Annotated in this window: 10 protein-coding genes; 6 read left to right on the plus strand and 4 right to left on the minus strand. The window is 59.6% G+C overall.

Translation table 11 applies throughout. The features are described 5' to 3' along the window. The first annotated feature begins 88 nt into the window (after positions 1-88). A complete protein-coding gene (locus IGS61_RS25160; RefSeq protein WP_230542088.1) occupies positions 89-1,630 on the plus strand; it encodes an MvaI/BcnI family restriction endonuclease in 1,542 nt (513 codons plus the stop codon). Between the two features lie 822 nt (positions 1,631-2,452). Next, positions 2,453-3,514, plus strand: coding sequence for a GGDEF domain-containing protein (locus IGS61_RS25165; protein ID WP_230542089.1), 1,062 nt, complete (start codon positions 2,453-2,455; stop codon positions 3,512-3,514). Here IGS61_RS25165 and IGS61_RS25170 read toward each other — a convergent pair. Continuing rightward, positions 3,493-3,813 carry a hypothetical protein gene (locus IGS61_RS25170; protein WP_230542090.1) on the minus strand — a complete coding sequence of 107 codons (321 nt, stop codon included), beginning with the start codon at positions 3,811-3,813 and terminating at the stop codon, positions 3,493-3,495. The two genes, IGS61_RS25165 and IGS61_RS25170, sit on opposite strands and share 22 nt — an antisense overlap. 171 nt (positions 3,814-3,984) lie before the next feature. Here IGS61_RS25170 and IGS61_RS25175 point away from each other — a divergent pair, with 171 nt between their 5' ends. Next, positions 3,985-4,989: a hypothetical protein gene (locus tag IGS61_RS25175; protein WP_230542091.1), complete on the plus strand. Its 1,005-nt coding sequence runs from the start codon at positions 3,985-3,987 to the stop codon at positions 4,987-4,989. Positions 4,990-5,159: 170 nt separating this feature from the next. Continuing rightward, positions 5,160-6,311 carry an AI-2E family transporter gene (locus IGS61_RS25180; protein WP_230542092.1) on the plus strand — a complete coding sequence of 384 codons (1,152 nt, stop codon included), beginning with the start codon at positions 5,160-5,162 and terminating at the stop codon, positions 6,309-6,311. Between the two features lies 1 nt (position 6,312). Here IGS61_RS25180 and IGS61_RS25185 read toward each other — a convergent pair whose 3' ends face one another. The 3 genes from IGS61_RS25185 to IGS61_RS25195 all read right to left on the minus strand — a co-directional run bounded on the left by IGS61_RS25185 (position 6,313) and on the right by IGS61_RS25195 (position 10,971). Beyond that, positions 6,313-8,043, minus strand: a complete 1,731-nt coding sequence (locus tag IGS61_RS25185; protein WP_230542093.1) for a methyl-accepting chemotaxis protein — start codon at positions 8,041-8,043, stop codon at positions 6,313-6,315. Between the two features lie 350 nt (positions 8,044-8,393). Next, complete coding sequence (locus IGS61_RS25190; protein ID WP_230542094.1) at positions 8,394-10,013, minus strand: toxin-antitoxin system YwqK family antitoxin; 1,620 nt, start codon at positions 10,011-10,013, stop codon at positions 8,394-8,396. 40 nt (positions 10,014-10,053) lie between these two features. Beyond that, positions 10,054-10,971 carry a DMT family transporter gene (locus IGS61_RS25195; protein ID WP_230542095.1) on the minus strand — a complete coding sequence of 306 codons (918 nt, stop codon included), beginning with the start codon at positions 10,969-10,971 and terminating at the stop codon, positions 10,054-10,056. A gap of 99 nt (positions 10,972-11,070) precedes the next feature. Between IGS61_RS25195 and IGS61_RS25200 the strand changes: the two genes are divergently transcribed. Together IGS61_RS25200 and IGS61_RS25205 are read left to right on the plus strand one after the other, a co-directional pair. Further along, a complete protein-coding gene (locus IGS61_RS25200) occupies positions 11,071-11,859 on the plus strand; it encodes an AraC family transcriptional regulator (RefSeq protein WP_230542096.1) in 789 nt (262 codons plus the stop codon). Between the two features lie 116 nt (positions 11,860-11,975). Beyond that, positions 11,976-12,575 carry a MarC family protein gene (locus tag IGS61_RS25205; RefSeq protein WP_034781292.1) on the plus strand — a complete coding sequence of 200 codons (600 nt, stop codon included), beginning with the start codon at positions 11,976-11,978 and terminating at the stop codon, positions 12,573-12,575. The last annotated feature ends 17 nt before the right edge of the window (positions 12,576-12,592 follow it).

Raw genomic sequence — 12,592 nt, forward strand, 5'->3', positions numbered from 1 at the left:
TCAGATGCAAATCACAATATTTTTAACAAAATAAATCTTCCTATCATCGTTTCCTTGTGGTATCTTTTGATCTTACACAGGAGAAACGATGAACATCCAGCTACCACCTTCAGCATCAGAATTCGAACATAATCCCAGTTCGATGCATGAACTAAGTGCCCTACTAGGCAACATTGGTGCGGATGTCGCCTTTCTGAAAGTTTTGCCGAAAAATGCAAATGATAAGAATCAGATCTACATAGCTTCCGACTTCGGGGTGATTTTTGACTTGTTCGATGTAACGCTGTCTGAACGCGGTGAAAGCACCAGCGCAACAAAAGATCGTTCGACCCCCGGCAAACGAATTCCTGAGGCAGTCTTCAACGATTTTGCGTGGCTGCGACGTGACCGTATAGAAGTCAAGGCGCGCCGTGTAAAGGCTATCATTTACACACAGTATCCTGAAGCAAGGTTATCCGGACTGCAAACGATAGACGGATCGATGCCGCCGTCGCTCTCTGTCAACTTCACAAAACTGAATCCAGATGCCAAACGACTTTTGGTACTAGCAAGACTGGCTCGCGGTAAGTGCGTGGGTCTTGTATGCGTCGGCATGAGTGCTGGCTTTGAAGCAGAAATCAAAGAGCTGCCTGGATTTGAACGTGCTCCAGCGTGCAAGCGCCTGACAATTGAACAGAATCGCAGCGCAGAACTTGAAGCGCGCCTTGCTTCAGTTGTAGGGAGACAACTTCTTGGTTGCCGACTTGATGCCTTTGGACAAACGCTACCGTTCTCTGGAACTCAGGTCTGCGGTTATACCCTAGAGCATGCACTCGGCATTGTTCCAAATTCAAACAAAGATGGCGACCTATTCGGTATCGAGCTCAAGACTCATACGAAACCGAAAGTAACACTATTTACCCCAGAGCCAGACGGAGGAGTTTATGCTAAAGACTTCACTACATTCATGAAAACGTATGGATATCTTGATGCCGACGGCGACTACCGAGTAACCGGCTTGCACCGCGCAAATGAAGTGTGCTCAAAATCAGGCCTCACTTTGCAGGTGCGCGAATGTCGCCAAGATTCTGATGGTGCAGTTTGCGCATATCCCTATAACCCCAAAACGCCGCTTACACCAAAACTCGACAGCATTGACGTCGCGCTAATCGGCCCAAAAGGCGAGGTTGCTGCCTCTTGGAGCCTGGAAAGGTTGATGAACTGCTGGGGCGCAAAGCATAATGAGGTTGTATATTTGACTGCATCAAAAAACACAAATCCAAATGTAAATGAACATGCTCAAGGATATGAACACCTAGTCACATTTGGCGAAAAAGTGATGTGGTGCAGAGACACTACTGCGGAAAAGTTACTCAACGCGATCAATAGCGGAGTTATCTATCTTGATCCTGCACCTAAACTACATGCAACTGACCCTGCAAAGAACAAACGCCGTGCACAATGGCGTGTCAACGATATCACCAAGGCAGCGCATGAGTTGTATCACCATGTTGAGTTCCGACAGATCACAACGATGGAAAATATGATCCAATTCAGAACACAACCTGAGATGCAAAAATCAGCTCATACACAAAGCATGCTATTCCCTGATGTCGAAGTAGAGATGGATGAAGTAAACGTAAAAATCTAACCTATGTGATAGAGGAAAATGATGAGACTCGGCTGTCTGATTGCATCGAATGATTGGGAAGCGCCATTTTTCAAGGTGCTTGCGAAGAATGATACTGGTGAGGGGAAAGGGCATCAGGCAGGAGTTCTGATACCAAAATCTCTCCGCCAATATTTTCCTCAGCTGAGCGGGGTGACCTCGTCTAGACAACCAACCATCGATCAGAGAGTCAATGCTGAACTATACGTTGGGGAACAGTTCCTATGCATTGTGGATACACGATATCAATATCAGTCATGGAGTGACACGCGATCACACGAGGCCCGTCTGACAGATCAACTTGGACCGATACATCGTATTGCTCAAAGAGGTGATGTTCTTATTATGCAGCGCAGTACTCTCACCGAAAATCTCTTCAGACTAACATTGGTGAAGAAGTCGGGCCAATATTTTGAGTTAGTTCGACCAGCAATTGGCCGCCGCCGCTGGGGGCCCCTTAAATAACCAGTCGCCGCGATATCAACTTCACTGATTCATGGCGATTCATAAGTCTTTATAATTAAAACAAAGTTTTCATTGGGGGCCTGCTTCCAAAAGGCATTTGCGCTGCACACTTCACTGCCCCCTAGCGCATCTTGCAGATCCATTTTTCATTGTGTCGAATAAAACAGTGTGTGGCGGCACGAGGACAGTCGCCGCCGTTTTCCCCGCCCGTCTCCCCACTGCCCCCAAGAAACCAGTACACTAGTTCCTGAGCGCAACTAATTTTGTACGCGCGCCATGCCGCCTGCCGTTGCCGGGAGGCGGCCCTGCCGTAAGGCGTGTTGTCTCTGGACAAATGCAATGTTCACTTCGCGCAGCCTGTCGCCTGCCTTCTATTACCTGTTCTTTTCAGGAGAACGGGAGCAGCAGCAGCGCTTTTTCACGGAACTGCGTTTCATTTCGATAGCCATCCTGACGTTTGGCCTGACTTGCTGGCTGGTCACCTTCAGCCTGACTCTGCCGCGCGCCGCGCTCGATCATGCGCAGGCGGCGCTGGGCGTGGCGGGCATGCTGGCCGGGCTGCTGCTGACCGTGTATGCGAGGTCGCTGCAGGCGATTATCGCCAGCGGCACCATCAGCGTGCTGTTCATTGCTTTCAGCTTCCGCGTGCTGATGCTGGGCACGGAAGACCCCGCTTTTTGGGTGTTGCCGCTGGGCGTGATGATCACGCTGACGACGGCGCCCATCTTCAGCGGCATCGCGTATTACCTGGGCGTATCGCTGTGCGTGTGGGCCATCCTGGGACTGGGGCAGTTTCCCGTGCATGCGGGCCAGGCCGACCAGCATTGGCCCGTGCTGGCCGTCACCATCAGCGTGATCATCGGCCTGGCGCTGAACATCTATTTTCTCGTCTTGCGCATCCACAACTACCGCGCCCAGCGCGAGCTGGCGACGATGGCCTACAAGGATGGCTTGACGGGGCTCAACAATCGCCGCATGTTCACGCAAGGCGCGCGCGCCCTGCAGCGTACGGCGCGCACGCCCGCGTATTTCCTGATGATCGACATCGACGACTTCAAGCAGATCAACGACGTGCATGGCCATGACGTGGGCGATGAAGTGCTGAAAAAGACGGCCGAGGTGATCGCCGGGCTGTCGGGCGAGCACCTGTGCGGCCGCCTGGGCGGCGAAGAGTTCGCCGTCATCTACGTGGGTGAAAAGAACGCGGCCTGCGCCTTTGCCGCGCAGCTGGTCGATGCCGTCGAGGCGGCTTTCGTGCCGGAACGCAAGGTATCCGTCAGCATCGGCGTCGCGGAACTGATCAAGGAAGCGGACTTGTCGCACAGCTACCGGCGCGCCGACGAGTCCTTGTACCAGGCCAAGAAAAACGGCAAGAACCGCTACGTGCTCAACGCCGCCTGAACGCCGCCGCCCGGCGTCGCATCGAGCAGCGCCAGCAGGGCTTGCGGCGCAATCTTCCACGGGTCGCGCTGCCCGGGATCCACCTCGTACCAGCTGTCCTGCGCGCCGATCTTGAGGATGGTCAAGGGAATGTCCTTGCTGTCAAAGAAGGCCAGCATGCGGCGGATCAAACGGCTCACCTTGGCGTGGTCTTCCTGGTACAAAGAACAGGTATAGAAGCAGCCCTTCTCTCCCATGCGCAATTTCCTGGCCGCGCCGACACGCGATTGGAGCACGTACTTGTGCAAGAACTCGGTCACGACCTCATCGTCAACGGGAATACTGCAGGAAATGGTGATCTTGGCCATGGCAAGCGGGACAGTGATTCAATAGCCAAGCTTAGCAGAAAGCATTTCATTCCTGAAATGCTAAGATCGCCCCGCGCGCATGCCGGCAAGCGGATCGGCATGGCGTCTCGACAAGGATTACCATTGAACCTACGCCTCATCCTGCCCCTGCTGCCGCTGTGCGCGGCCCTGGGTACGTCACCGTTTGCGCTGGCGCAAACGCCAGCGACTGAAGACGCCGCCTTCGTGGCTGCCACCGTGCCCGTGCCGTCGCCGCCGCTGCGCTTGAGCGAGCATCCGGAAATCCGCGCCGACATCTTCAAGCTGCTCGGCTATGCGCGTGGCAGCTATACGCGTGGGGATAGCCTGATCGCGCGCCAGGTGCTCGACAGCATGCGCTCGCTGTACGACATCCAGCGCACCATGCTGCCCGACGGACGCTCGGTGCTGGCGTCCATCAACCCGGCAGAACGTGGCGCGCAACGCGCCGCCCTGCTGTTCGATCCGCAACGCAAGTTGCTGGCGCTGGGCCTGGTCAACGGCCATTGCCAGGCCGCCATCGGCGACGCCGCGCCCGCCTGCTTGCCCGACACGCATGCCGTGCTGACGGTGTTCCTGCCACCGGGCGTCGAGGACGAGGTGGCCGCGCCATTGCTGGTATGGGCACGGCAGTTGCCGCGCCAGCTCACCTTCGCTGAAGCGGAACAGCGGCAAACCATTGCTGCGGTTGAATACATCACCACGCGCCCCGGCCAGCCCGGCTGGGAGCAGCGCGACGTGCCGCCCGGTTTTCCTCCCAGCTTGCTGCACCTGCTGTTGCCGGCCGCGGAATTGAACAGCAGCTCCAGCGGCGGCAAGCTCATCGAGCCAAAAGTCCTGGCCGGTTTGCCCATGCGCACGCCGACGGAAGCGGCCGAGGCCGGCGACGAGCCCATGCCTGACGCCCACATCACCCTGCACAGCTACGCCGATTTCCACTGGGTGCTCAACACCTATGCCAAACTGGCCAAGGGCGCGCAAGTGAAGGGCCATGACGAGAAGGTCGTGTTCAGCGGCAGCGATACGAGCGGCCGTTACACGGTGACCTTGCGCGAACAGGGCAGGGAGGACGGCGTCTTCATCACCGTGGCCAGCTGGCGGACAAAATAGGAGAAACAGGCGTTCGGACAGGGGAAAGCATTGCCATTACGCACAAGAGCATGGCATTTTGACATTTTGCGGTATGATTTCCGGCCGTGCGGCGCGGCCCGGTCCCTGCCTCGCCCACCCTGCCCTTCAAGCCAGCCACGCTTGCGTTGCATCCTGCCCTAAGGAGTCATATGTTCGGTTTTAACTTGCGCGTCGCCAAGATGGTATGGACGGCTTTCCTCATCGCCTTCCTGCTCTTCCTCACCTACAAGGTCTCCTCGACCCTGATCGTGGTGGTCTTTGCCATTTTCTTCAGCTACCTCGTGTATCCGCTGATCGGGCTGCTGGAACGCCATGGCCCGAAGCGCCTGCCGCGCACGGCCAATATCGGCATCGTCTTCCTGGTGGTGATCTTGCTGGTGGCGGTGCTGGGCTCCATCTTCGGCGCGCGCATCGAGGAAGAGGCGATCAAGCTCAGCGATCAATTGCCGACCCTGCTCAAGGGCAACAACTTTGCCGAACGCATACCTTTGCCGGAATTCATGGAACCCTTGCGCGCGCGCCTGCTGTCGTTCTTGCAGACGCAGCTGAGCAGCGGTACGGGCCAAGCCATGCCGCTGGCAAAAGAACTGGGCTTGACCGTCATGCATGCGGCCAGCAACCTGATCTATCTGGTGCTGGTGCCCGTGCTGAGTTTTTTGCTGATCAAGGAAGGCCCGGACATGCGCGACGGCTTGCTGTCCCTGCTGAACCGCCCGAACAAGAAGCTCTGGGGCGCCATCATCGATGACCTCGACATCTTGCTGTCGCGCTATGTGCGCGCCCTGCTGCTGTTGTCGATCGCCACGTTTGTCTCCTACAGCATCGCCTTTTCCCTGATGGGCGTGCCGTACAGCCTGCTGCTGGCCGGCGCCGCCGCCTTGCTGGAATTCATCCCGTTTGCCGGCCCGCTGGCGGCCGCCGTCATCGCCGTTGTCGTGGCCGGTTTCAGCGGCTTCGAGCACGTATTCTGGCTGATCGGCTTTATCGCCGCCTACCGTTTGTTCCAGGATTACGTGGTCAACCCGTATTTGATGAGCGAAGGCGTGGAAGTGAGCCCGCTGATGGTGATCGTCGGCTTGCTGGCAGGCGACCAGCTGGGGGGCGTGGTCGGCATCTTCCTGTCCGTGCCCGTGATGGCGGCCATCAAGATCGTCTTCGTGCGCGCGCGGGCGGCCTTGCAGGCGCGCCACGATGCACTGGAGAAAGCCGAACAGGCGGCGGAAGAAGCGCGCGCCCAGGCCCTGGCCGAGGCGGCGCTACTGCAGGAACAGGGCAGCAAGGTGGCCCTGGAACCCCGCTAGCTTAGAACTCTTCCCACTCGCCGCTGTTGTCCGCGGCGGGCTTGGCAGTACGCGGCTGGGCCGGGGCGGCGGCCGAGGCGGTGCGGCTTGGCGCCAGGCGCAAGGCCGGGCGTTTCAAGGCCGTGCTGGCGGCGGCCACGACAGGCTTGCGCAAGGCGGGCTTGGGCGCTGCCGGGCCGCTGTGGGCGGCGTCGAGTTTAAAAATGCTGACCATTTCGGCCAGCGCCGCCGCCTGCTCCTGCATCGATTCCGAGGCGGCTGCCGCTTCTTCCACCAGCGCCGCATTCTGTTGCGTCACGGTATCCATTTCCGCCACGGCTTGGTTGATCTGGCCGATGCCCAGTTCCTGCTCGCGGCCGGCCGCGCTGATTTCGCCCATGATGTCCGTCACGCGGCGGATACTGGAAACGATCTCGTCCATCGTCGTGCCCGTCTGGCTGACCAGCGCGCTGCCGGCGCCCACGTTCTGCACCGATGCTTCGATGAGCACCTTGATGTCCTTGGCGGCGGAAGCCGAGCGGTGCGCCAGGTTGCGCACTTCCGTGGCGACGACGGCAAAGCCACGGCCTTGCTCACCGGCACGCGCCGCTTCCACGGCCGCGTTCAGGGCCAAAATATTCGTCTGGAAGGCGATGCCGTCGATCACGCCGATGATGTCAGCGATCTTTTTCGACGATTCGCTGATGGTGCCCATGGTATCGACCACTTGCGCCACCAGTGCGCCACCTTTCACCGCCACGTCCGAAGCGGAAACGGCCAGCTGGTTCGCCTGGCGCGCATTGTCGGAATTCTGCTTGACGGTCGAGGTCAGCTCTTCCAGCGACGAGGCCGTTTCTTCCAGGCTGGACGCCTGCTGTTCCGTGCGGCTCGACAGGTCCAGGTTGCCCGAGGCGATTTCATTGCTGGCCGTGGCGATGGCGCCGCTGCCGTCGCGCACGCCGCGCACGGTGTTCGACAGGCGCTCCTGCATTTTCTGCAAGCCCGTCAGCAAGGCGCCCATCTCGTCGTTGCGCGTGATGACGATGTCGTTGGCCAGGTTGCCGTCGGAAATGGCGCCGAAATGACGCAGGGCCTGGTCCAGCGGATTAAAGATGGCGCGCAGCAGCAAGAAGCTGGAAATAATCGTCAGCAAGGCGCCGACGATCATGCCGGCGATGGCCATGGCCACCTGGGTGCGGAAGCTGGACTGGCTTTCCGCGTACATCCTGGCGGCCGAAGTGGCCTGGTATTGCGTCAAGGTTTCAGCGGCCTGGTCCAGGGTGCGGTACAGCGGTGACAGACCCGTCATCATCAGCTTGTCCGCCTGCTCGATATTGTTTTCGCGCAAAGCCTTGCCCATGGCCAGCACGCCATTATTGATATAGTCGCTGCGCTTCTTGTCCATGTCGTCGGACAGGCGCTTTTCGTCCGTGCTTTGCGGCAAGGCCAGGTACACCTTCCAGGACTTGTTCGACGCTTCCAGGAATTGTTCCGAGCGCGCCAGGGTATCCTTTGCATCAGGCGCATCCGGGTGCACCATCACACGGTCCATCGTAAACCGGGCGCGGCCCAGGGCAATTTGCGATTCGCCGATCGCTTGCGTCGACGCCAGCTGGTTGCTGTAGACCTCGTTGAGGCTGTTGTTGGCCGATTTCAGGCTGATGATGCTCATCACGCCCAGCAAGGCGATCAACACGCCCAGCACGCTCATGGTGGCGATCAGGCGCATTTTTATTGTTATATTCGACAGCATGCAGTTTTCCTTGGTAAGGGCGCGACCTTGCCACCGCCTGCCGGATGGGTAGCGGCAAACGCCAGATGGGCGGATCACGTGAATTGTTCAGGGCAGGTCGATACGGCGTGTGCGGCAGCAGGGGGGAAGGCGGCCCGCGCATATCGTCAGGAGTGCAAGACAGGGCAACGAGGTCGAGGTTTCCTGTACTTTTAATTTCCTGACTGCAAGATACAGGGAAAGATTACTAGTAGCAACATCCAGTATGGATTTTCACGATTTGTAACAAGTGGATGATGTTTTTTGCGCAGAACTGGCATTCCGCTGCCGTGCGCGGTCGCGCGGGAATGCCATTTATGCTAGCCAACTAGTTAATACATGGTTTCTTCGATGAGCTGGCCATCGTCGCGGAAATACTGGAAGCGGCCCGTTTTCCTGCCCATGTTATAGGCGCCTAGCTGCTTCGGTTTTCCGTTCTGGAAATTCTCGATGTTGACGCCATGCAGCACACCCTGGTTCCAGTTGCGGTGAAATTGCGGCAGTTCGCCATCGGGATAAAACAGGGTTTCCGCGCCATCGCGCTTGCCGTCGGCAAAGCTGCCCTGGTAGCGCCGCTTGCCATCCGGATAAAAACTTTCCATCGGCCCTTCGAGCTTGCCAAGACGATAATGTTCGACCAGCTGCAGCTGGCCATCGGCCGCGTATTGTTCCAGCTTGCCTTCCGGTTCGCCATTGAGCATGGTCAACACTTGCCAGCCGCCGTCCGGCGTCGATTTCTTCCATGGCCCCTGTTTGATGTCATCGACATAGTTGCCGCCACCGCCAGGTTCGACCCACTGGCCCTGCTTCTTGCCATTCACATAGTTGCCCTGCCATTGCACCACGCCACCAACGCGGCGTTCGCTGGGGCCGTCCAGGCGGTCTTTCAAAAAATGGTCGTAACCGGTGAAACTGTGCATGTCCGCTGCGCGCCATTCCTCCACACCCGGACGCACTTCCCAGCGGCCCGTGCGCTGGCCACGCTGCATCTGGCCCGTCGTCGTTTCATCGCCGCTTTCATACGTCCATGGTCCCTCCGCCTTGTCGTCGACAAAGGCGCCAGACGAACGGATGGTATTCGGCTCTTCGTAATGCCATACGCCGGTGCGCTTGCCCTGCGCATACAGGCCGCGGGCATAAACGCTGCCCACGCAGCAATTGACGTCGTACTCGATGAATGGCCCGTCCTGGCTGGCGGCAAAGCGCTGCGGCTGCGTTTCCCAGGTGATCCACTTGACGTGATAACTAGGCGCGCGGCCCCCTTCCCAGCCCTTGCCCAGCAGATATGTGACGGTCAGATAATGGCCATCCTTTTCCTGGTACGTCTTTTTATAGGCAAACGCGGGGGCGCCGGCCGGCTTGCCCGGCAATAACTCGCCATCGATATTGAAATAGCCGGCCAGGGTGCCGTGCGCATGCTCGATGGCGTCGAACTCGGCCACGCCCGAGGGCGCGTAGGCGATGCTGTAGTCGATCAGCTGCAAACGGGCCAGCGCGGCGCGCACCCGCGCTTCATCGATGGACTTGGCGCCGCGCACGATGGCATCCAGCGCAGGCTGCACGGCCGCCACCTTGAACATCTTGCCGCCGCTGCGCTCGTAGCGGTAGGCGTGCAGGCCAAAGGCTGCGCCACTGTTGGCACTGCGGCTGAGCACGAACGTGGTTTCGCCTTCGCTGTCGAGGTCGACCAGGAACACGGCCTCGATGCTGGCCTGGCCGTACCTGTCCAGGTTCATGCGTTTTTCACTGATGCCGTTGCACTGGCAATAGTAGCCGTTGACCTCGCCATTTTCCCGCAGGAAAGCCAGCACCACACCACCATCGCGGCGCTCGACGGCGCTGGCGTAGGCCATGGGCGCACCCTCATAAAAACGCGGCGCGGCCTGGGCCGGCACCAGGGCGCCCCAGGCCAGCGCCATGGCCATCGTGCTCATCCAAAATGTTTGCCGCATGTCAACTCCACTGCCGAAAACCGCCATTATGCATGGCCATTCAGGCAATCCCGGACACCTCAGGACGGTAGCGGCCAAACAGCGGCCGCTGCACCGTCTGCGCCAGCAGCACGCCCAGCAGCGAGATGCCGCCGCCAACCAGGTGATAGAGATGCATGCTTTCGTGCAGCCAGACGATGGCCAGCAAGGCTGTCAGCAGGGGCAGCAGGTTGACATAGATGCTGCAGCGGTTCGGCCCCAGCAGTTTCACGCCTTCGATCCACAGGTAGGACAGCACGATGGACGAGCCGATGCCCGCATAGCCGATCAGGGGCAAGGTGGTGGCATCGAGCCTGGCGCTGCCGGACGGCAACAACAGGAAAAACGGCAGCATGCAGGCCAGGGCCGCCAGCGCCTGGCAATAAATGGCTTGCCAGGCGGGAATCGTTAAACGCCAGCGGCGCAGCAGCACGCCATACAAAGCGAAGATCAGGCAAGCCAGCAGCATCAGCGCATCGCCCGCATGCACGCCCTGCTGCAGCAAGGCCAGCACGTCGCCGCGCCCCACCAGGTACAGCAAGCCGCCGAACGACAGCACGCCGCCGGTCGCCATGCCGACAGTCAATCGCTCGCCCAGCAGCAGCACGCTGAGCAGGGCCGTCATCAGCGGCGCCAGCGCCGTGACGATGGCCATGTTCGTCGCCGTCGTCGATTCGGCGGCGCGGTAGGACAGGCTCTGGAACAGCGCCATCGACATCAGGCCGCACAAGGCCAGCTGCCACCACTGGCGGCGGAGAGCTGCGCGGTTGCGCCACAGCGGGCGGGCGATAAACGGCGTCATCACCAGCAAGACGAGCACCAGGCGGTAAAACGTGATGGCCGTGGGGGCGATGCTGGACGCGGCCAGCTTCGAGACGACGACGTTGCCGGCCCACAGCAGCATGGCGAGAAACGGATACAGATAGGCGCGCACAGGCATGTATAGCTCCAGGAATAGTTGCGGGGAACCATCATGCCGCAGGCGCGCCGCGCTTTCTCGCGCTAAGATGTCCATACCTGTCGCAAAACTGACCTTCATATGGATTGTTCCTCGCCCGCCTTTCAGGAATTGCTGCCCGTCACGGCACGCGCCATGGCGCTGGCCGTCGACTATGCGCACGGCCACGTGATTTCCGTGCACCGCCACACGCATGCGCAATTGCTGTACGCCATCGAGGGCGTGATGACCATCGAGGCGCAGGGCGGGCGCTGGGTGGTGCCGCCCACGCGCGGCGTGTGGCTGCAGCCCGGCATCGCGCACCAGGTGCGCATGAGCGGCGCCGTGAAAATGCGCACGGTGTTCGTCAACTGCGCCAATTCTCCATTGCTGCCTGGCCACAGCTGCGTGCTCGACATCAGCCCCCTGCTGCGGCAACTGATCGTGGCGGCCGTCGACATCGCGCCCGATTTCGCGGAAGGCAGCCGCGACTGGCATCTGCTGCAATTGCTGTTGCACGAGCTGGGCAGCCTGCCCGTGCTGCCCCTGTATTTACCGTTGCCCGTGGATGCGCGCCTGCGCGGCATTTGCGCGCGGCTGATGGCGCAACCGGGCGAGCAACTGACGGTGGCGCACTGGGCGCGGGAACTGGCGATCACCGAGCGCAGCCTGCACCGCTTGTTCCAGAAACAGACGGGCATGCGCTTTGGCCAGTGGCGCCAGCAGGCGCGGCTGCTGCGGGCGCTGGAACAACTGGCGCGCGGCGGCAAGGTCATCGACGTGGCGATGGACAATGGCTATACGAGCCAGAGCGCCTTCACCGCCATGTTCAAAAAGCATTTCGGCACCACGCCGACGGCGTTTTACCAGGCCAAAGTCATCGCAGCGTAAAAAAAATGCTGCTATGCATCAATAATCATGGGCGATCGCCGCCTCTCTTGTTATCATCGCAAGCCTTATCGCACCGCGCCCATCCTGGCAGCGGTGTTGACCTCAATCACACCACCATGACACAGAATTTCTTCCAGACATTTATCCTGCTCTTGCTCGTCACCGATCCGTTCGGCAACGTTTCCCTGTTCGTCAATGCCCTGAAACGGGTACCCATCGAGCGGCGCTGGAAAGTCGTGGTGCGCGAATGCCTGATCGCTTTCGGCATCTTGCTGCTGTTTATGTTCTTCGGCCGCCATTTCCTGAACGCCTTGCAATTGTCGGAAGTGGCGCTGCGCATCGGCGGCGGCGTGATTTTGTTCCTGATCGCCATGCGCATGGTGTTTCCGCAGCCAAACGCGGGCAATAGCGACCACGAAATGGGCGGCGAACCGTTCATCGTGCCGCTGGCCATCCCCGCGCTGGCCGGCCCGTCGGCCCTGGCCACCGTGCTGCTGTTTTCCTCGCATGAAATGAACGAAGTCATCGCCCACGTGGCGGGCTTGACGGCCGTGGCCGTCGTCTGGCTGGCCGTCTTCCTGTGCGCCGAACGCTTGCAGCGGGCGCTCGGTCCAAGGGTCATGACGGCATTCGAACGCCTGATGGGCTTGATCCTGACGGCCATGGCCATTGAAATGTTGCTGGCCGGCATACGCGCATTTTTGAAGTCCGTTTAATATTGTCATTCATCCAC

It is taken from the genome of Janthinobacterium sp. FW305-129 (assembly GCF_020858115.1).
Classification (GTDB): domain Bacteria; phylum Pseudomonadota; class Gammaproteobacteria; order Burkholderiales; family Burkholderiaceae_D; genus Janthinobacterium.